Source organism: Caballeronia udeis (assembly GCF_001544555.2).
Taxonomy (GTDB): Bacteria; Pseudomonadota; Gammaproteobacteria; order Burkholderiales; family Burkholderiaceae; genus Caballeronia; species Caballeronia udeis.
In genome coordinates, this window is record NZ_FCOK02000041.1 from 30,346 (window position 1) to 51,251 (window position 20,906).

15 protein-coding genes and 1 pseudogene are annotated in these 20,906 nt (G+C 59.5%); 10 read left to right on the forward strand and 6 right to left on the reverse strand.

Annotated features, from left to right (window positions below; translation table 11 throughout):
• Window positions 1-153: 153 nt before the first annotated feature.
• On the reverse strand, window positions 154-768 hold the full coding sequence (tssJ, locus tag AWB69_RS25760) for a type VI secretion system lipoprotein TssJ (protein WP_062089658.1): 615 nt from the start codon (window positions 766-768) through the stop codon (window positions 154-156).
• Window positions 769-1,144: 376 nt separating this feature from the next.
• Here tssJ and AWB69_RS25765 point away from each other — a divergent pair, with 376 nt between their 5' ends.
• From AWB69_RS25765 to tssA, 9 genes are all read left to right on the forward strand, one after another.
• Window positions 1,145-1,819, forward strand: a complete 675-nt coding sequence (locus AWB69_RS25765; RefSeq protein ID WP_062089697.1) for a tetratricopeptide repeat protein — start codon at window positions 1,145-1,147, stop codon at window positions 1,817-1,819.
• A 60-nt stretch (window positions 1,820-1,879) separates the two neighbouring features.
• Window positions 1,880-2,431, forward strand: coding sequence for a type VI secretion system contractile sheath small subunit (gene tssB, locus AWB69_RS25770; protein WP_062089659.1), 552 nt, complete (start codon window positions 1,880-1,882; stop codon window positions 2,429-2,431).
• 15 nt (window positions 2,432-2,446) lie between these two features.
• Window positions 2,447-3,937, forward strand: a complete 1,491-nt coding sequence (gene tssC, locus AWB69_RS25775) for a type VI secretion system contractile sheath large subunit (protein WP_062089660.1) — start codon at window positions 2,447-2,449, stop codon at window positions 3,935-3,937.
• Between the two features lie 70 nt (window positions 3,938-4,007).
• The gene (locus AWB69_RS25780) at window positions 4,008-4,547 is read left to right on the forward strand and encodes an Hcp family type VI secretion system effector (RefSeq protein WP_062089661.1); all 540 of its coding nucleotides are present in this window, start codon (window positions 4,008-4,010) and stop codon (window positions 4,545-4,547) included.
• Window positions 4,548-4,715: 168 nt separating this feature from the next.
• The gene (gene tssE / locus AWB69_RS25785) at window positions 4,716-5,195 is read left to right on the forward strand and encodes a type VI secretion system baseplate subunit TssE (RefSeq protein WP_062089698.1); all 480 of its coding nucleotides are present in this window, start codon (window positions 4,716-4,718) and stop codon (window positions 5,193-5,195) included.
• 89 nt (window positions 5,196-5,284) lie between these two features.
• Complete coding sequence (gene tssF, locus AWB69_RS25790) at window positions 5,285-7,123, forward strand: type VI secretion system baseplate subunit TssF (protein WP_062089662.1); 1,839 nt, start codon at window positions 5,285-5,287, stop codon at window positions 7,121-7,123.
• The gene (gene tssG, locus AWB69_RS25795) at window positions 7,087-8,181 is read left to right on the forward strand and encodes a type VI secretion system baseplate subunit TssG (RefSeq protein WP_062089663.1); all 1,095 of its coding nucleotides are present in this window, start codon (window positions 7,087-7,089) and stop codon (window positions 8,179-8,181) included. The genes tssF and tssG overlap by 37 nt, the downstream gene beginning before the upstream one ends.
• 40 nt (window positions 8,182-8,221) lie before the next feature.
• Window positions 8,222-10,858 (forward strand): type VI secretion system ATPase TssH, encoded by a 2,637-nt coding sequence (gene tssH / locus AWB69_RS25800; RefSeq protein ID WP_062089664.1) that lies wholly within the window; start codon window positions 8,222-8,224, stop codon window positions 10,856-10,858.
• A gap of 74 nt (window positions 10,859-10,932) precedes the next feature.
• Window positions 10,933-12,033, forward strand: a complete 1,101-nt coding sequence (tssA, locus tag AWB69_RS25805; RefSeq protein WP_062089665.1) for a type VI secretion system protein TssA — start codon at window positions 10,933-10,935, stop codon at window positions 12,031-12,033.
• Between the two features lie 54 nt (window positions 12,034-12,087).
• Here the strand turns inward: tssA and AWB69_RS25810 are convergent, their stop codons facing one another.
• From AWB69_RS25810 to AWB69_RS25825, 4 genes are all read right to left on the reverse strand, one after another.
• On the reverse strand, window positions 12,088-12,972 hold the full coding sequence (locus AWB69_RS25810) for an OmpA family protein (RefSeq protein ID WP_062089666.1): 885 nt from the start codon (window positions 12,970-12,972) through the stop codon (window positions 12,088-12,090).
• 4 nt (window positions 12,973-12,976) lie between these two features.
• The gene (gene tagF / locus AWB69_RS25815) at window positions 12,977-13,966 is read right to left on the reverse strand and encodes a type VI secretion system-associated protein TagF (protein WP_062089667.1); all 990 of its coding nucleotides are present in this window, start codon (window positions 13,964-13,966) and stop codon (window positions 12,977-12,979) included.
• Window positions 13,963-17,856 carry a type VI secretion system membrane subunit TssM gene (gene tssM / locus AWB69_RS25820; RefSeq protein ID WP_062089668.1) on the reverse strand — a complete coding sequence of 1,298 codons (3,894 nt, stop codon included), beginning with the start codon at window positions 17,854-17,856 and terminating at the stop codon, window positions 13,963-13,965. The genes tagF and tssM overlap by 4 nt, the downstream gene beginning before the upstream one ends.
• A 91-nt stretch (window positions 17,857-17,947) precedes the next feature.
• Entirely contained in the window at window positions 17,948-18,793 is an 846-nt protein-coding gene (locus AWB69_RS25825) for a M15 family metallopeptidase (protein ID WP_062089669.1), read from the reverse strand.
• A gap of 134 nt (window positions 18,794-18,927) precedes the next feature.
• Between AWB69_RS25825 and AWB69_RS25830 the strand changes: the two genes are divergently transcribed.
• A complete protein-coding gene (locus AWB69_RS25830; RefSeq protein ID WP_062089670.1) occupies window positions 18,928-19,920 on the forward strand; it encodes a hypothetical protein in 993 nt (330 codons plus the stop codon).
• 67 nt (window positions 19,921-19,987) lie between these two features.
• Here the strand turns inward: AWB69_RS25830 and AWB69_RS25835 are convergent.
• Window positions 19,988-20,794, reverse strand: a pseudogene (locus AWB69_RS25835) (transposase); the annotation flags it as partial.
• Between the last annotated feature and the right edge of the window lie 112 nt (window positions 20,795-20,906).

Consider the following 20,906-nt stretch of genomic DNA (forward strand, 5'->3'; position numbering starts at 1 on the left):
GAAAAATTCCCGCTGCACACTCGCTTTCGCTCGGGTCTTAAAACCGACCGCTCACTGGGATTCTGCGACGGGTATCCACTTCAAATTGCCCGCACTGGCGCCACACACAGCGGGTTCAATAATATTCTTTTGAAATTCATCATTTAACACGGCCTAGCCGCAGCTCACCGACGACAGCAGATTCAGTTGCTGCGCCGGTAATCCCTGGTCTGCGGGTATCACTGTTCCGCCGGTCACGGTCATTGCGCAATTATGCAGGCCGATCATTATGCCGGATTTCTCTGACTTGGCCGGATCGAATGCGAACTTCCAGCGCTGCTGCGCCGGATCGCGGAATAATGCAACGATGCCGAGCGCGCCCGCTTCACGCGTCACTTTTTCCTTTACTGTATAACGCTGTCCCGGGATCAGCGTCACTTCTCTCACGCGGATCAAGTCTTCGCCCAGAGTCGCTTTTTCGCGACTTGGGTCTGTGAATGTATCAAATGGGGCCTGCTGGAAGGAAGTCGCGTCTTTCAGTGTATAAAGACGGACTACCAACGCCAGCGGCCGTTTATCCGTGGCTGCATTCAAATTCGGCGCGGCATATAGCGTCAGCGGCACTTCGCGCGGTGGTTTTTGAGCGTCCGGTACATCGGGTTTACCAATGCCGACCGCCTGCAAACCCGCACTGGCAGCGGCACCGAGCACCGAAACCCCTGCTGCGCATCCCCCCATGAGAAGGGAGAAAGCGAATATAACGCTGCACTTAAGATATCTTGTATTCATGCCTTGCCTTTCGCGCACCGCGCTTGGGCTCCCCGATTATGATCAGCATTTGACGATAATTGACGAATCAGTCCGGTCTTCGCTCAACCATTTGATTTATAAGAATGTTTTGTTTTGAATAGCGGTGGTTCCGAACTCGCCCCGAATCTGTTCTGAACCTATTAAACGTCGTAATTCGGAAAAAAATTCCGAATCATCAGACGTTTCAGTAAAACACAGAGTGTGCTGCCGAATTACTGGGTCAGGCTATAAAAATTTTCTTGTTTTACGTTACGATTGAATTAACAAAATTTGGCCTGTACTATACCTGCGCACTCCGAGCGTAGCAAAATTCGATTTTGCTCTTGAATAAAAAATTAGCCTTAGTGAAGAAATGATGACAGAGCGGCTGTTCACAAAAATCAGCGGGGTAGTGGTGGCGTGCGCCATCGTGGCCGGTTGTGCAACTCAACAGGCTAATGTCCCTCCGACCCCTGACGTATTTAACAAGCAGTTGGCAGATGCCGATGCCGTCTCGAAAGGGGGGGATCAAGACAAGGCAATCGGGCTTTATCAGGATCTTGCAAAATCGGACCCGACTCGCGAAGAACCATGGTCACGAATCGCGCAAATCCAATTCACGCAACAGCATTACGGCCAGGCAATCGTGGCTGCCCAAGAGGCATTGCAGCGCGACCAAACGGATCGCCAGGCTAAAAGCGTTCTCGCAGTAAGCGGCTTGCGAATTGCCACGCAATCGCTCGGCGAATTGCGCCAGGATGCGGCGCTGGCCGGCGACGCGAAATCCGACGCTCAAGCGCTCGCGAAACAATTGCGCGACACGCTTGGCGAAGATGCGTTGTTCCCGCCCGAGCAGCAGGTCCAGAAGCCTGTCGTGAAGAAGCGGCACATTGTGCGCAAGAAACCAGTGACGACTGCCGCCGCAACGGATGCGGACGCGAAGCCTGATGCAGCGGCGGCTCCTGCCGTGGCGGCTCCAGCGCCTGCTCCCGCCCCGCAGAAAGCAGCCAAGGGCGGCGGCGCGTCAGACCCGTTCAGCGCGCTGCGTTAAACATGTTGAGCACATAAGCAAATCGAATACCCGTTCACACCCGACCCACGGAGACCAGCCATGGCCAAGAAAGAAAGTATCCAGAAGCGCCTGCAAAAGATTCGACCGCCACGCGTCCAGTTGACCTACGAGGTCGAGCGTGGCGACGCAATCGAAATCAAGGAACTTCCTTTCGTGGTCGGAGTGATGGGCGACCTAGCGGGGCAATCCGAAGTCGAACAGCCCAGGTTGCGCGACAGGAAGTTCGTCAACATCGATCGCGACAACTTCGACGACGTGATGAAGGGAATTGAGCCGCGCGCAGCGTTCCAGGTGGACAACCGCTTGAGCGAAGCGGGCGGCAAATTCGCAGTCGACCTGCGCTTCAATTCGATTGCGGATTTCGATCCGGACGCGATCGTGCAGCAAGTGGAACCGCTTCGACGTTTGCTCGAAGCGCGGTCCAAGCTTGCCGACCTACGCAACAAGCTCGCCGGCAACGACAAGCTCGAAGATCTGCTGAGCGAAGTGCTGCACAACACGCAGCAACTGCAATCGCTTGCGCACGACGCGGGCGGGGCAAGCACGTCTGAGCATGGCAACCGGCCGCACGACGACCAGCAGCGCGACTAACCAGCGGGGTGTGAAATGAATCAGCAAACGGCTGCGGCACAGGTCGGCACGCAACAATCCGAAGCGGCTCCGTCTCTGCTCGATGAGATCGTCGAGAAAAGCAAGGTCGCGAAGTCTCACTCCGAACACGCGCGCGCCAAGGACCTGATCGGCGAGCTCGTCAATCAGGTGCTCGACGGCACGGTGGTTGTATCGAACAACTTGTCGGCAACTATTGACGCGCGTGTCGCGGAACTCGACCAGTTGATTTCCTCGCAACTCAGCGCCGTGATGCATGCGCCGGAATTCCAGCGCCTGGAGAGCACATGGCGTGGTCTCGACTACCTGTGCAAGGAAAGTAACACGGGCACGACCGTCAAGATCAAGGCGTTGCACGCGCCCAAGCGCGACATCGTGCGCGACTTCAAGACGGCCATCGAGTTCGATCAGAGCGCGCTTTTCAAGAAAGTCTACGAAGAAGAATTCGGTACCTTCGGCGGTGCGCCGTTCGGTGCGTTGATCGGCGACTTCGAAGTGACGCGGCAGCCGGAAGACATGTACTTCATCGAACAGATGTCGCATGTCGCGGCCGCTGCGCACGCACCGTTCATCGCTTCGGCGTCGCCGGAACTTATCGGCCTCGAGAGCTTCGCCGACCTCGGCCGGCCGCGCGATCTCGGCAAGGTGTTCGATACAGTCGAGTACGCGAAGTGGAAGTCGTTCCGCGATTCAGAAGACTCGCGTTACGTCGGCCTCACGCTGCCGCGTTTCCTGGGGCGCCTGCCATTCAATCCTAAAGATGGCCAGACTGCCGAGACCTTCAACTTCGTCGAAGACGTGGATGGAACCGACCACGCCAAATACCTGTGGTGTAACGCCGCGTGGGCATTTGCTGCGCGCCTGACAGCGGCGTTCGATGACTTTGGCTGGTGCGCGGCCATTCGCGGCGTGGAGGGTGGCGGCCTGGTGGAAGACTTGCCGACGCACACCTTCAAGACCGACGACGGCGAAGTGGCGCTCAAGTGCCCGACTGAAATCGCGGTGACGGATCGTCGCGAGAAAGAACTGAGTGACCTCGGTTTCATCCCGCTGGTCCACTGCAAGAATTCTGACTACGCCGCTTTCTTCGCAGCGCAGTCGGTACAGAAGCCCAAGAAATACAACACCGATAGCGCGAATGCCAACTCGGTCCTGTCTGCTCAATTGCAGTACATCTTCTCGGTATCGCGCGTGGCGCACTACCTGAAGGCCATGATGCGCGACAAGATTGGCAGCTTCGCCTCGGCTCAGAACGTCGAAGTGTTCCTGAATCGCTGGATCTCGCAGTATGTGCTGCTTGACGACAACGCGACTCAGGAACAAAAGGCGCAGTTCCCGCTGCGCGAGGCATCCATACAAGTGGCAGAGATTCCCGGCAAGCCGGGTTCGTACCGGTCCGTGGCGTTCCTGCGCCCGCATTTCCAACTGGACGAACTGTCGATTTCGCTGCGGCTTGTCGCAGATCTACCGAAGCCCGCTTCTTCCTGAACGGCATGACTGCGTGTGGCCTGGACACCGTCCAGGCCGGCTATAAAACCACTCTATGGGGAGTCGAGGTATGAAGGATATCTACTTGAAATTTGGTAATCCCGCGATTAAAGGCGAATCGCAGGACAAGGATCACGCGAACTGGGTCGAGATCGATTCGTGGAGTCACGCGATCACTCAGCCGCGCTCGGCTACGGCGTCCACCGCCGGCGGTCACACGTCCGAGCGTTGCGAGCACGGCGACATGGTGTTCACGAAGGACATCGACGTCGTCAGCCCGCTCATGTACCAGCACGCTTCCGGTGGCACGACCTTCGATGAGGTCACCATCGACTTCATGCGTTCGGATGGCGAAGGCAACCGCATCAAGTACCTTGAAGTGAAGCTCAAGTACGTGATTATCTCCAGCATCAACCCGAGCATCAACGCGCCCACCGCGGCGGCCACGACGGGTACCTCCGCGACCGCAAGCCTGCCGTCCGAGCAGTTCTCGCTGAAATATGCAGCCGTGCAGTGGAAGTACACGCAACAGAAAATCGGCGGCAACCAGAGCGGTAACGCGCAAGGTGCCTGGAGCCTGACCAAGAACGACAAGACCTACGCGGTCTGATTCTCGCGTTCTGTGCGCCCCGGAACATTTGGTGAGAGTTCCGGGGCATCCTGATCTTGAGCGGTGCTGCGACGCTTAGGTGCCGATAAGGTGCCCGTACGCATCCGCGTGCGGCGCCGGCGTCGCGGTCATACGCCCAAGCTTCGACCGCAAGAACAGCAGGGCTTCATGAAACGTTTTGAGCCGAGCTTTCTCGACAAACTATTCGACGACGACCCGTACGAACCGGCTGCGACTGCGCTGCGTCAATTGTCGCTTGAAGAGCTGAAGAACACCGTTGCCCGCGATGTCGAATCGCTCCTGAACACGCGTATCGCTTTCACGCAGGCAGACCTGGCTGCGTTGCCGGAATGTCAGTACTCCATCCTGACCTATGGGCTCAACGACTTTGCTGGAATGAGCCTCGCGAGCCACTACGACCGCGTGTTTATTTGCCAGTCGATCCAGCAGGCCATTGCCCGGCACGAGCCGCGTTTGCAACAGGTATCGGTGAAGCTCGAACTGAACGAGCAGTCCACCAGCGCGCTCAACTTCGCGATCCGCGCCGTGTTGATCGTGCATCCGGCCGAAGAGCCGGTCAGCTTCGACGCCATGTTGCTGCCGTCGACGTTGCAATATTCCGTGACGCGCTCACGGGCGAAGCTTTGAAGCGCGCCCTGAGCCGCGAACTTTAGTGTGTCGTCTGGTTTTTCTGCAAGGCAGCATCCGTGAAAGACACGGAGACGGGGATTTGACCAATGGAAGAACTGCTGCCGTATTACGAGCGCGAACTGTCGTTCCTGAGACGTTATTCGCGCGACTTCGCTGAACGGTATCCGAAGATCGCAGCGCGTCTCGCCATGTCGGGCGAACACGCGGAGGACCCGCACGTCGAGCGCATGATCCAGTCGTTCGCGTTGCTTGGGGCACGCATCAACAAGAAGCTCGACGACGATTACCCCGAGTTCACGGAAGCGCTGCTGGAAGTGCTATATCCGCACTACTTGCGCCCGTTCCCCTCGTGTTCGATCGCACAGTTCGACCCGGGGCAGGCGCTTGGCCAGCTCACCGGGACGGCCACGATCGATCGCGGGACCGAGTTGAAGTCCCGGCCGATTCGCGGCGTGCAGTGCCGCTTTCGCAACGCATATGACGTCGTGCTGGCGCCTCTCAGGATTGTCGAGGCGAAGTACGCGCCGGTGGCATCGGCACCGAGCGCGACGGTCTTACCTCGGGACGCGGCAGCGCTGATCTCCGTCACCTTCGAGTCCACCGCGGCGCAGTTCGATCTGGCGACGCTCGCGTTGAACCAGGTTCGTGTGCATCTGCACGGCGAACAGTCGTTCGTCGCGGCGTTAGCTGATTGCCTTCTTGTCAATACCACGGCGAGCTACGTTGAGGTAGATGGCAACGGCAAATGGAAAAAGCTTCAGGACTCCGCAGTCGAGCAGTCGGGTTTCAGCGAACACGATGCACTCATCGATTATCCGGAGAAGTCGCATCCAGCGTATCGCTTGCTGACCGAGTATTTCGCGTTTCCCGAGAAATTCAATTTCATCGATTTCGATTTCGCCGCGATGACGCGAGCGGGCGGTCGATGCAACCGTATTACGCTGCATCTGGTGCTGAGGGAAATACGCAGTGACTCGCAGACGGCGCGGATGCTCGACGGTTTGTCGAAGGACCATTTGAGGTTGTTCTGCTCGCCGGTCGTCAATCTTTTCAAGCAGCATGGGGACCCAATTCGCATCACGCATCAGGCTGTGGCGTATCCGGTAGTGTGTGACGGGCGCCGTGCATCCGCGTATGAGGTTTGCTCGATCGACTCGGTGCATCTTGTGCGCGAGCAGGCTGACGGCGAATCCGTGATCGAATTCCGGCCGTTCTATTCGCTGCATCATGGCGAAAGCGGGCAGGCGGGCCATTACTGGCTTGCTCGTCGCGACGACGCGGTTGCAAAATCCAGTCCGGGCTACGAAACTGAAATTTCCATTGTCGATATCGACTTCGAACCGCTGCAGCCGCAGACGGACACGCTGAGTCTTGAGTTGACTTGCACCAATCGCGACTTGCCTTCACAACTTGCGTTCGGGCTGGAAGGCGGTGACCTGTTTCTGGAAGGCGACTCGCTTGTGAGCGGCGTGCGCATGTTGCGGCGTGCGACGCCAAGCGTGCGTTTTGAACGAGGACGTGCCGCACACTGGCGACTGATTTCGCATCTCGCGCTCAACCACGTCTCGCTCGCTCAAAGCGGCGTCTCGGCGCTCAAGGAACTACTGCGACTATACGATCTCCGGCGCACGGCGGTCTCGGCGCGGCATATCGAAGGCATAGCCGCCATCGAGCAGCGGCCTACCATCCAGTGGCTTCCTGGTAAACCATTCGCGACCTTTGTGCGCGGCATCGAAATACGCCTCACGATCGACGAGCAGCATTTCGTCGGCACGAGCCTCGGTTCCTTCGTGCGTGTGATCGCCACGTTCTTTGGGCTGTATGTGCACCTGAACAGCTTTGTGCAACTGGTCGTCGTCTCCAAGCGGACCGGCGAGGAGATCCTGCGATGCAAACCCCGCAGCGGCGAATCGATCCTGCTGTAGTCGAGCGGCTGCTCGACGAACCGTATCGCTTTGAATTTTTTCAGGCGGTACGCCTGCTCGAAATAACGTTCGCGCGCGAGGCGGCCGATGGCGGCCGCCCTCGCGGCGATGCCATCGCCAGGCATGTCTCGTTTCGCAATAGCTTGTCGTTATCGTTTCCTCCCAGCGAGATCCAGGCCGCGATGTCGTTTGATCACGACAACACGGCGTTGAAGAGCAAGCTGGCCCGCACGCAAGCATTGGCGAACGGCGGCTTGAGCCGGGTCGAAATCACGCCGGCCTTTTTTGGCCTGCTCGGGGTGCAGGGCGCGTTGCCGCTAGCTTATACGGAGCAGATTGCCGGCCGCGAGCAAGTGCATAAGGACTACGCGGCGCGCGAGTTTTTCGACATGTTCTCGAACCGCGCGACCGCGCTGTTTTATGGAGCATGGAAGAAGTACCGGCTGCCGCTTCACTACGAGATCGACCGGGACCAGCGCTATTTGCCACTGCTGCTCTCGCTCGCCGGCGTCTCGCATGCGGAAACGCGCGCCGAGCTGCAGGGCGGGGCAGGGGCGCTCTTCGACGAGGCCATAGCGGGTTATGCGCTGGCAGCGCGGCATCGACCGGTGTCGGCGGCTTACCTGCAGCGCACCTTGTCCGATTACTTCGGCGTGCCCATTCGCGTGGAGCAGTTCATCGGCCGCTGGTATGACGTGCCGCGTGAACAGTTGAGCGTGCTCGGCGGGGTCAATGCAACGCTCGGCGCTACGGCGCTGGCAGGCCAGCGAGTATGGCAGCGCGACATGCGCGCGCGGCTGGTCGTCGGACCGTTATCGAAGAAGGACTATGAGGTGTTCTTGCCCGGGGCCGAAAATGCGCTCGCGCTGGAACGTATGTTGACGCTGCTGGCCGGCGTCACGCTCGAATACGAGGTGTCGCTCGTGCTGCGCCGCGAGGAGGTCGGGCCAAGTTATCTCAGTCTCGGCGCGCGACTGGGCTGGGATGCGTTTCTCTGTACGAAACAAGCGCCGCGAGATCGTGCAGACGCATGTTACGAACTTCACGTCATCTCCTGACGCATCACGAACACTGCAACGACATTACTGGACGTCACTCATGAGCACGCCGCTAAAAACGCTGATCGCCAAGCTGAACCCGACCTGCCGTCAGGCAACCGAGCGCGGCGCGAGTGCCTGCCTTTCGCGCGGCCACTACGAAGTGGAGCTGGAACACTTGTTCCTCGCGTTGCTTGAAGAGCCGGCGAGCGACGTGCTGCTCGTCTTGCGTGCAAGCAACATCGATCAGGCGGCTGTCCGGCGCGACCTCGAGCGCGAACTGTCGCGGCTGCAGACCGGCAACACGCGCACGCCGGTTTTTTCCGTTCACCTGATCGCGCTCTTCGAACAGGCATGGCTGATTGCATCGCTTGACTCGCAGATCGGACGGATTCGCTCGGGCCATTTGCTGCTTGCGTTGACTAACGCACCTGAGCTTGCGCAGTTCGCGCAACGCATGTCGCCGATGTTCGCGTCAGTGCGGGTAGACCGGCTGAAACACGATTTCGATCAGGTAACCGAAGGATCGGTCGAGGCGCAAGCACCCACGCCTGCCGAAGAGGCAGCGTCATCACCGCAAACGGGTCCGTCCAAAACACCGGCGCTCGACACTTATACGAGCGATCTCACGGCACGTGCTCGCGAAGGCAGCATCGATCCGGTGATTGGACGCGAGGCAGAAATTCGCCAGGCGATCGATATCCTGATGCGCCGGCGCCAGAACAATCCCATCATGACGGGCGAGGCGGGTGTCGGCAAGACAGCCGTGGTCGAGGGACTCGCGTTACGCATTGCCGCCGGCGATGTGCCCACGCCGTTACGCGACGTCGCCCTGCATGTGCTCGACATGGGCCTGCTGCAAGCCGGCGCGAGCGTGAAGGGCGAGTTCGAGAATCGCCTGAAGCAGGTGATCGACGAGGTGAAGAAGAGCCCGCATCCGATCATCTTGTTTATCGATGAAGCGCATACGATCATTGGTGCAGGCGGGCAAGCCGGACAGAACGATGCAGCCAACCTGCTGAAACCCGCGCTTGCGCGCGGCGAGCTGCGGACCATTGCCGCAACGACCTGGAGCGAATACAAGAAGTACTTCGAAAAGGATGCTGCACTCGCGCGGCGATTCCAGGTGGTCAAGGTGGAAGAGCCGAGCGAGGCGCTCGCCGCGGCCATGCTGCGGGGCATGAGCGCGTTGATGGAGAAGCACTTCAACGTGCGCATTCTCGACGACGCCATCACGGAAGCCGTGCGCTTGTCGCATCGGTACATCAGTGGCCGCCAGTTGCCCGACAAGGCTATTGGCGTACTCGATACGGCCTGCGCGAAGGTCGCGCTCGCACAGAGTTCCACGCCAGCGGTGATCGACGATACGAAGAAGCGTATCGAGCGAACCGATGTCGAACTTGCGGCGCTCGAACGGGAAGCCGCGAGCGGTGCCGCTCACGGCGAGCGCATCGCGGGTCTGCGTGAAGCACGCGCCCAGGACGTCGAAATGCTCGCTCGCGACGAAGCGCGGTTTCAGCAAGAGCGTTTGCTGGTCAACGAGATCGATGAACTACGTCGTCAGATTGATGCCGCACGCGACGGTCATGCACAGGTCGATTTCCAGACAATTCGAGCGACGCTCGATGAACGGGTGAGCGAACTGCGCACGCTGCAAAGCGCGCAGCCGATTGTGCCGCTCCAGGTGGATGGTCATGTTGTAGCGGAGATTGTTGCATCGTGGACCGGCATCCCGCTCGGCCGCATGGTGAAAAATGAGCTGCAAACCGTACTGAATCTCAAGGCGCTCCTGACCACGCGAGTGATCGGTCAGGACCATGCGCTCGAAGCCATCGCCCAGCGCGTGCGTACCGCGAGCGCCAACCTCGAGGACCCGAACAAGCCGCGGGGCGTGTTCATGTTCGTCGGGCCGTCGGGTGTCGGCAAGACGGAAACTGCGCTTGCACTTGCGGATGTGCTCTACGGCGGCGAACGCAAGCTCGTCACCGTCAACATGAGCGAGTATCAGGAAGCGCATAGCGTGTCGGGGCTCAAAGGCTCGCCGCCCGGATATGTCGGGTATGGGGAGGGCGGTGTGCTGACCGAAGCCGTGCGACGCAATCCCTATTCGGTGGTGTTGCTGGATGAGGTCGAGAAGGCGCATCCCGATGTCCTCGAAATGTTCTTCCAGGTCTTCGACAAAGGCGCCATGGACGACGCCGAAGGCCGCGAAATCGACTTTCGCAACACGCTCATCATCCTGACATCGAACGTTGGATCTGCCGCGGTGATGACCGCTTGCCTTAACAAGCCCGATGACGAACTGCCGAATGCCGACGCGCTGGCCGAGATGTTGCGGCCCCAGCTTTTCAAGGTGTTCAAACCGGCCTTCCTCGGGCGCATGAAGGTTGTTCCGTATTATCCGATCCCTGACAACGTGCTGGCTGAGATTATCGAACTGAAGCTTGGGCGCATTGCGCGGCGGATCGAGGCTAACCACAATGCTGTTTTCGAATGGGATGAAAGTCTCGTGGACGCGGTGCTCGCGCGGTGTACGGAAGTCGATTCAGGCGCGCGCAACGTCGATCACATCCTCAGTGGAACCTTGTTGCCGGAGATTGCAGGACATGTGCTCGAACGCATGGCGAGCGGCACGGCGATCACACGCATTGTCGCGGGCGCCGATGAGGGCGGCGGGTTCAGCTATGCGATCGAGTGAGGGTTCGAACGGACCCTCACTCGACCTTCTGAAACAACCAAGATAGTTGCAGTACTAAACGTTTGAATTGAATCATGTCAACGACCTCTGCGTTACTCGATCCTGTTTCTGCATCGTCGCCTTGCGGCGATGACTTGCTGTTTTCTTCGGATTTCGACGCCGTTCAGCAAGCGCGCCGCTTCGACGATCCTTCGCTCGACCAGGGTGAGTGGGTCACCGAGATCAAGGAGGCGGACTGGCCCTTCGTGATCGAACGCAGCACGGCGTTGCTGAAGACACAGACGAAGGATCTGCGTCTCGCGGTCTGGCTGACCGAGGCCCTTGCCATGCGCAACGGCTTGCAGGGACTCACCGACGGTTTTACCTTGCTCAAGGGTTTATGCGAGCGCTTTTGGGACCACGTTCATCCGCTGCCTGAGGGCGATGATGCTGAGTACCGCCTTGGCAACGTAGCGTGGCTGGTGGGCCGTAGTTCCGAGTTGTTGCGTGGAGTGGCGCTGACGGACGGTGGTGGCCAGCGTTATAGCGCGCTGGACTGGGAGGTCGCTACGCATGCCGCGCAAGCGGCCAAGCGCGACCCTGAGCATGCTGACGACATCACGCGTGGCAAGCCATCGGTCGAGGCAATCGAGGCGTCGCGACGCGCCACGCCTACGGCCTTTTATGCGGCGCTGCTTGGGCAACTGGCGACTTTCGAAGTGGCAATGCTTGCACTGGAAAAGGAGCTGGATCATCGCGCCGGGGAGAGTGCGCCGAGCTTCCGCCGTGCGAGGGATGCGTACGAGACGGTGTATCGCCTGGCCGAGCGTTTCGCTCGTGAAAGTGGTGTGAATGCAGTTATCGAAGCGGCTAAGCCTGTGGTTCCGGAAGCGCCGCTGCGCGTTGAGCCGTCATTCGAGCAGCAAGCTGCTGCGCCCGTTCGTGAGGAGCCTGTGTTCATGTCAATGCCTATCACAGCAAGTGCGAGCGGCGCCCAGGCACGGGCTCAAGCGGTGGCGCAATTGCGCGAGGTTGCAGAATTTTTCCGGCGTACGGAGCCTCACAGCCCGGTGGCGTATCTCGCCGATAAGGCCGCCGAGTGGGCCGATATGCCATTGCACGAATGGCTGACCACAGTAGTCAAGGACGATGCGTCGTTAGCGCATATTCGGGAGTTGCTGGGGGTGAAGGTTTAGGTTGAATAGTAAGAGGGGACATTCGTATTAGTCGAACGCCGCTCGCGTCCTGCTCTACTGCCCCGCCCTAAACTCAATCCGTCGATTGCGCGCCCGACCGTCATTCGTATCATTCGATGCAATCGGCTGATCTGGTCCAACGCCCGTTGTATTCAGCGTCTGCGGACTGATTCCTTTCGCGACCAGGTATCCCTTCACCGCGTCCGCGCGCGCCTGGCTCAGCGCAACGTTCGAACTCCGGTTGCCCGCGTTATCGGTATGCCCAATCACCTCGACCGTCCGCGTTGTCATCTTCACGAGTGCAGCTGCCATCTGATCGAGAATAGTGCGCCCCTGCGGCGTCAAAGTCGCGCTACCGGTTTCGAACTCAATCGTACGATTAGCCAGTGCCCGGTCGAGTAACCCCTGTTCCGATGCCGTGACACGAAGGCCATTCTTGATCGTGTACGTGGGGTTCAATGAGTTGGCCATGTCGCTTGCAATCTGCTGGCGCTGCGCCTCATTACGCACTTCGCCCTTCACATCAATTGCCGTGCCGTCGATCCTTAACTGCCCCTTGCTGATCTGCTTCAACTGCGGATTAATCAGCTTCTGCACATTGGCGCCCCAGTTCGGCGGCGTTGCAACATCGCCGATCTCGATCTGATCAACCACATTGCTCGCCCCATACGTATCGCGCAAACGGGCAAGCACTGCCGCTTTGGTTGCTTCGTCGGGCACGGTGCCACCGGCCACGACTTGTCCCGGCACTGTGTTGGCCGTGGCAGGCGCGGACACAATCGCGCCCGTCGCATTGGGGTTCTGAAGCGCTGGCGAAGCCGGTGCAGCGACCGCGGGTAACGGCGTGGTCTTTACCGGATCGCCCCCGACCGGATTGACGGTCTGCGCATGCGCACTGACCGCACCGAACAGGAAGCACAGGGCGACAATCGAACGCATGCGCTCAAGCTCCGATGAAAACTTCGCGGAACGTGTCGATAGCGACACGCAGCGAGAGTTGCGGTTGATCGAGATAACTGACGAGCTTGCTGATGCCATGATCGTTCTGTGCATGTGCGTCGATCCACTCGGGATCGTCGATATCGATGTTATGGGACGCATATACCTGTGGATCGACAATACTGTGCAGCGTTTTCGCCGAAGCGCCGTTGAAGCCGACCACCAGCCGCTCACGCGAAGCAATCGTGCCAATGAAGATCGCCAGTTCGAAGTCGGCCTGCGAGACAAACGGCGCGATCAGTTCGAGCCAGAGCGCAGCAACCAGACTCCGATAGAACGGATCATTCGGCAACGGCAGCGTCAGGCCGCGTTCGAGATGCGACGAGCCGCTTGCCATCACCGGCTTGAGCAGCGACCCGAGCGCGAGCATCGCGCCGCGCAGGCGCACCGGATGACCGTTCGCGAGCAGCATCTGCTCAAGACCTGCGAGCGTCTGATGCTCGACAAAATCGGCGAAGGTGCCGTCGTGCGGGTTGCGCTGCGAATCTATATCGACGGCAATCTGTGTTTCTCCCAGCGCCTGCAAGGCACCGGGCGGCTCGATGTCGCCGAGCAGCGGCTGCATCTGCGTCGCGATACGCGACCACAGTCGCGCGAAGGCGAGGGGACTACGCGGCAAGAAGCTCAGCGGCCGATCGACTTCAAGCGCAGCCGCCGCGAGGAACGGAAAGCGGCGCCGCGACTGGTCATGGCTCGTCACCATGTGGCCGGCAATGGCGAGCTTGCTCTGCGAGCCGAGAAAGGCGAAGTGAACCGGCTTGGCTTCGTCATAGACGATCTTCCAGCGCGGATCTTCCGCGAGCAGTTCCATGCCTTGCGCCACATATCGGTCGAGCGTGTTCAGCAACTGCGGATTGTTCGCGCTCTTCACGAAGTCGCCGCGCGATGGAATCTTGCCGAAGTACGCGACCTGCGCCTGTACGGTCTGCGTCATTGCGTGTCTCCATTAGCCGATGTCGCGGCAGCAGTTTGTCTGGATCCGGCCGGCGCCACGGGCACCGCCGTTCTGGCCGCCGCGGCTGCAACGTCCGCTACCGATGAAGGCAGTTGCAAACCGCGCAGGCTCTGACGCTGTGGCTGATCTCCGCTGTTGCCACTGCTGCTGCCGCCACCGGCGCCGGCCGCCTGCGCCGAACTGATGATCCGCATGCTCACCGAGATCGACACGCTGCCCTGGGTCCAGGTGAGATCGAAGGTGCCGTCAGGACGGCGCTTGCGTTGTGCCGCGTTGATCAGCTTCTCGAGGCCGTAGCGGCCCGGCTCGTTGACCAATTCCACCGTGCGGCCGTCGAACGTGGTTGCGCTCAAATGCGCGCCGGGCGTTCCCTGCGGATTCGGCCACACGAAGTTGGTCCACTGCGGCGGCGTGTTGCGATAGCGCAATTGCTGGCCATCGATCTCGAAGGTGAATTCGGTCGTACCGGAGCTCGGCTGAGGCAGGATCTGGAACACCGTCTGCGGTTCCGCCGAGCCCGCGCCGCCGGCGCCGACTCCGCTCGATGCGCCGCCCGCAAGCGGTGCGACCCAGCTTGCAAATCCATTCGTGAATCCAGGCGTCAGCGCGAGACCCATGTCACCCCACGTTCGCGCGCTCAGTGCATCGCCGCGACGTACCGCGAGCGGTCCGAGGGTCGTCCCCACGAACTTCGCGATCGAGCCGTCCGGCCCGAACACTTGCGCGATTTCGCCGGCTCCTGCCTCCACCTTGCCGTTTGCCGAGAACGGATACTTGTCGGCGAGTGACGACTGGAACGTTTGATAAACCTGCGCGTTCCACACCTTGTTCACCTCGACGGAAGCCGGCTGGATGACCACCGCATAGGCCTGCATCAGCGGGCGCACGAGCAGCGGACGCAAGCCTCTGCGCTGCGACTCGGTGAGACCGTTGAGCATCTGTTCATCCACCAGTTTCAGTGAGTCAGACAGTTCCGAGCCGCTGCCATCGAGTGTCTGCTGCATCAACTGGCGTGCACCCGGTCCCGGATCGCCCTGGTTCTTGAGGACGTTGAAGCGGGTTCGAACCTTCGAGAGCGAGTCCATGTAGTTCTGCAGCAGCGATCCGCTGTCATGCTTCACGACAATGCGTGCGAGCCCTGAGAACTCCTGCCCGACCGGACCCATCGGCAATTGCACAGGGCGACCATTGAGGTCGATGTTGGCGTTGATCGCACCGTTGGACGAGCGCGAGAACAGGTTCGTGATCCAGCTTTTCGCCCGTTCCATGGCCCCGGCTTTCACGCGGTCGACCTGGACGGAGGCAAGCGATGGGTTGTCCCACGAAGTCTGCTCGTACGCGGTTTCCAGTACCTTGCGGATGGGCGAGTCCTGCGGATCGCCAAGCCGGTTCATCGAATCGACCGCTTGTCCGAAGCTGCCGAAACTTTGCACCACGACACCCTGCATGAAGCGGGTCCACTGCGCTGCGTACTCGGTCTTGTACATCGCGACGAGCGCCTTCTGGATCTGCTCCGGGCTGCCTTCGAGCGTCAGGTCGTCGTGCGCCGACACATTGAGCACCCAGTCCTTTGCCTGCAGTTCCTTGGTCGCAGCATCGCGGATCGCGGGCTGCACGTAATCGCTCCAAGCTTCACGGGTGAAGGTGCCGGGAATGGCATAGCTGCCTGCCACGAGGCCGTTGTTGTCTTCGCCCACGATGCGTGCAACGGTCATGGGCGCAAAACGGGTGGAGGCACGTGCCTTGATCTCTTCGTAGACACGTTCGCGAGCGGGCAAGCCGCGTACCACATGACGAAGGTTTTCACGCGTCTGGTCGACGAGTGCCAGATTCGAATCGATCATCGGCCAGTCGTCATCATTGACGCGCGACAGATAGAACGTGAGCATGCGCTCGGCGCTGCGGATCATCTCGTCGCGAGGCATGTTGCCGCGATTCTGCTCCAGCCAGCCACGCCAGAAACGTGCGACCTGATCCGTCAAATGAGCGGTCTCCGCATGCCGCTTGTCGCTCAGCATCAGGTAGGTCTTGAGCGCGTTGTAGGCGTCTTCCACGTTGGACGGCGACGCATCGTTATAGAGGCCGCCATTATTGTTCGCCGCGGCCATTGCGTTGCGTGCACTCGCAGTGGACACCGCCATCGCACCGGATTCGGGCGGACGGGTCATGGGCGACAGTTGCTCCGGATGTGCGTTGACGTCCTTCATGAACGAAGCAAGGTTCGCCGATACCGGCGCGAGCAACAGTTGCTTCACGCCAAAGTAATACTCGGTGAGGAGATTCTGTTCGAGACGATCGCCCTGGTACAGCCCGAGCGAAACCGAGAGCGGCCGGTCACGCCGGAACTGGTCGAGCTGTTCGATGCGGTCTTCGAGAATATCCATGGCTTCGAGCCGCGACTGCAGGTCGTTTCGGTTCTGCTGCAGCTTGACCACTTTGTCGAGGTCGGCTGCGACATTCGACGCAAGCTGCTGGTTGCCGATTGTCGACCAGGTCCAACCGCCGAGCAACAGCGCCAAGACGGCGACGAAACCGAAGAACGCGGTGTAGCGTGTGCGGGTCTTGATCGGACTCGCAAACTGGCGCACGGTCTCGCGATCCGCGAAGATGACCTTGGAGAACAGGTCGCGCAGGAAAAAACCGTTCTTCGAATACGTGCTTTGCGCTTTGGGCAATCCCTCGCCTTCCAGTCCGAAGCGATGCGCAATACGTTGTATCGCCGCGCTGCTGGTCACGCCTTCCTGTAGCGCACTGGTGAAATAGAAACCGCGGAAAATAGGCTTGTGCTGGAATGGATTGTTTTCGAACAGGGTCGCGAGGAAGGTGCGCAGGGTCGGCTTGATAGCCGAGAATTCAAGCGGAAAGCTCAGTTGCCCGGGCGACAACTTCAGGCCGCGGTTCATCGATATCTGCGCGATGCTGATTTCTTTCAGGCCTTCATGCAGTTCATCGAAGCGGGTGTCGAAGAGGCCCACCACGTCGCGCTTTTCATCCGGCTCGTAGGGCAGGGTGGCGCCCCAGACGCGGTCGTATTCCTGTTTCTCGTTGCCGCTGAAAAATTCGGTGAAACCGGTGATGAGGTCCGCCTTGGTGAACATCACGTAGACCGGCGCGAACACTTCCAGCTTTTCTGTCAGTTCCTGCACGCGCTGGCGCAGGTTCTTGGCCAGGTTGATCGCAAACTCGGGACGGTTGTTGGTAAGCTCGGCAATGCTTGCCGTCACGATGATTCCGTTGATCGGCGCCTTCGGCCGATAGTGCTTGAGCAGGCCGAGAAAACCGAGCCATTCGCTGCGGTCCTCTTCGTGAATGGAGTAGCGCCCGGCGGTATCGAGCAGGATGCCTTCAGTCGTGAAAAACCAGTCGCAGTTGCGCGTGCCCCCAATGCCGTGGACCACGGCATCGTTTTTGTCCGCGAACGGGAATTGCAGGCCCGAGTTCAACACGGCGCTGCTCTTGCCCGCAGCCGGGTTGCCGATCACGATGTACCACGGCAGTTCATAGAGCGCGGCGCCGCCCGAGGCCTGGCCGATTTTCGACGTCTTGATGGTTTTGACAGCCGCCGACAAGCGTGCGCGTAGCGTTTCCAGCTCGGCTCGCTTGCCCGGGTCCGCCGATGCATGCCCTCGGCCGGTTTCCGCTTGCTGTTCGAGCATGTCGCCCAGTTTCGCGTTGGCACGCCGCGTCTTGTGACGCTTCCAGGCCCACGAGAGCAACCACAAGAACACGGCCGCGCCGAAGATCGCGGCGGGCCAGGTCCAGTCGATCTGGAACAGGTCGGCGACCACGAAGAGGAATACGGCCAGCGTAATGGCGCCGACAATAGTCAGCGTGCCCGATCGAGTCAACAAGTTCAGGAAACGTCGCATAGTGCAGTCAGGTCTTTGAAATTTTCATGGCAACCGCGCGAATGGCGACGACGCAACAGCGAGCGCTGGAACAGGGAGTCCAGTGAAGCGTTCAATGCGCCTGCCCGATCTTGAAGCCAGGCTTGTGGTACTCGACATGGCCGAGATCCATCAATTTCCAGCGGCCGCCCCAGGTCAACCCGACCGATTCGGCAGTCTCGCCGTACAACTGATAACCCCGCATTGCCCAGGGATCCTTTTCGGAAATTACAATCTTCCCGTTTAGCAAGAACGCGTTATCTGCGGCAAGGCCATATTGGTGATAGCTTTGAAACGCCCCGGCATTCGTTATATTGCTCCCCATTTGCGCCAATCTATTCTGGCGCTCCGGGCTTCGATATCCTTCCAGTAGCGCCATTTCGTATCCATGTTGTTCGCGCATGACTTTGTACACGAGCAACAAACGCGTCCGAAAATCAGCATCCAGCAAATTCCAGTCGCGGCTTGCGTCTTTCAGGGCTGGCCGGACCTGCTCGACTTCACGTGTTGCAAACACATCGGGTGGTAAGGGTGGCGGCGGAACGAGTTGCTCGCCGTTAAGAAGCGCCGCGATTTTCTCGTCGGGAACGCGCAGGTCTTCGTCATATTGAAATAATTGACGCTTTCGCATTACCAGCGCGACTAATGGCGGCGCGACAAGAATACCCGCGGTAGACAAAATCAGCAAGCGCTTGCCGACAACGATCCGATGTGCATCGATAACCGAGGAACGGGAAATTTTGACCGAATAAGCCAGCCGGTCTTTCGCAAAGGCCCGCCTGGCGGACAACCTAATACGCAGATTGTCAAACCATTGAAATAAAAGTCTGAATGCCGCCGATCGCAGTCCTGGTAAGAACAACAGCGCGGCTATTGCGACAGCAATCAGGAAATACGCGAAAATTGCAACTGCGATCAAGATCTGCCCCGGGAATTTATGGTCATTGTATTTTGTATTGCTTGCTTTTAGAATCAGGCGTCCATTGAACCACCGGAGGCTGCTTACGGCGTATTATCCGGGTGAATTTAATCAAGTATCAACGAGACATTTTAATGAGTGTGCCGGACCCGTCGAATTCCAAAGCGCCGCCTAGCCTCCTTTCCGGCAAGGAGAAGGGCGAGCACGCAAATGGCTCGCGAATTCTCGCCAGTCTTGAAGGCCGAGTGGAAAGTGGGCCAGTACGCCCGCGGCGCTCTAAATCGGCCTATGCGCTACTCTCTCTTTTGATAGCAAGCGCGGCCGCATGGGGTGGCTGGCATTATCTCCATGATGCACGGACTGACTCACCGACCGGTTCGCCAATAAGCGCCCAGGCCGGCGCAAATGCAAATAAAACAATTACCGCGGCAGACGCATTCAGCCATCCGACGAGTGCGGCGGGTAATACCGCTGCAGCGCCGAAGCCTCCGAGCGGCGCGACAGTGCAGGTCGCCGGCGCTCAGGCGGCGGTGAATTCGCAGGCGGCCTCGATCGTCGCGGACGACGATGACAACGCCGCGTCGAAGACAACAGGCCGGATTGCGAGCGCGCTCGAGAACGGTGCATCGGAGGAGGTCGCGGTGTCCGCTGCGGCACCGGCCAACAAGGTGGCGAACACGACGGACGCAGCCGGCAAGAAGGTCGCGAAATCCGAAAAGACGACTGGTGGCGCACGTGCCGACGCGAAGGCCGCCAGGAGATCGTTGAGGCAGGACGTGCGCGAAGCGCGCGACAGCAAGACGTCCAGGCATGAGACGCTTGCCGCGCAGAGCAAAAAACATCCGTCCGCGCAAAATGCGGGCAAGCCGGACGATCAGGATGTGGACCTGCTTGCCGCGCTCGTCTCGCACACCAAACCCTACACGCCGCCCGCTACGGGGAAGCAGGATGCAGAGGCGACCCGGTCGTCCGTGAAGGCCGACGCGACGCTGGCCGCCCGCTTGAGAGAATGCGGCAAGGACAACTTCTTCACAGACGAGATTTGTCGCTGGCGTGTCTGCGATGGACATTGGGGCAAGGACCTCGCTTGTCCAGCATCGTCGGAGACGAGTAACAGCCGTAACTAGGGAGGAGTGGGTTGGGGTGCTCCAACCGATCGTTCGCAAGTCGAAAATTTACATCGTAATCCTTTGTATTTGACACCATGTTGTAGATGAAGTCTGCCTTGTCGAATCGGCCACGGTATTTCGCACCTGGTGTTGTCGGCTTCGGGAGCATGACCGCAATCCCCGCATCGGCACACTCCTTGATCTGAGTCCCGGTGTAGTAGCCACGATCGGCGACTGCCCGCAGTCTGGTCTTACCCATCGCGTCGCGTGCAGCTTTTGCCATGGGGCTAAGCTGCGCCCGGTCACTGCCAGAGTTTGTAACCTCGTGAGCCACAATGAGGTGGTGTTTGGCGTCAACGGCCACCCGCACGTTGTAGCCCACCATTCCCGAGCGTTTGCCGCTCGTCGCCATGGAGCGCGCGTCGGGATCAGTCAGCGAGAGTTGGCCGTCAGGCTCCGTCTTGAGTTGCTCCTTGATCTGCTCAAGGTTTCGCGTCTGCTCGCGCAAGCGCGCGATCTTGTCTTGCAATCGAGTCGTCTTCGCTTCCAGCTCAGCAGGTTGCGTACGATCGGCCGTCTCCAGCGCGTTCAGATCCCGCTGGATGCTCTCCTCGATCTGCTTCTGGCGCTTGTCGACCTTACCCTCGGTGAAGTTGCGATCGCGCGTATTGACCGCCTTGAACTTGCTGCCGTCTATGGGGACCAGCGCCTGTGAGAACAGCTTTAGCTCACGGCACAGAAGGACGAAGCGGCGACACACGTTGCGAATGCCGACGCCGTTTTCACGACGAAAGTCAGCTATGGTCTTGAAGTCCGGTGCCAGGCGACCCGTGAGCCACATCAACTCAACATTGCGTTGGCATTCACGTTCCAGGTGGCGATTTTCATCAATGACGTAATACGTTGACTATAAGTAGATATGTTGCTTGGTTCAGTGAGTGATATACGTATTGATATACGATTTCACGTGTGGCGCCAATACTCAGAGCTCACACGCCACGCCA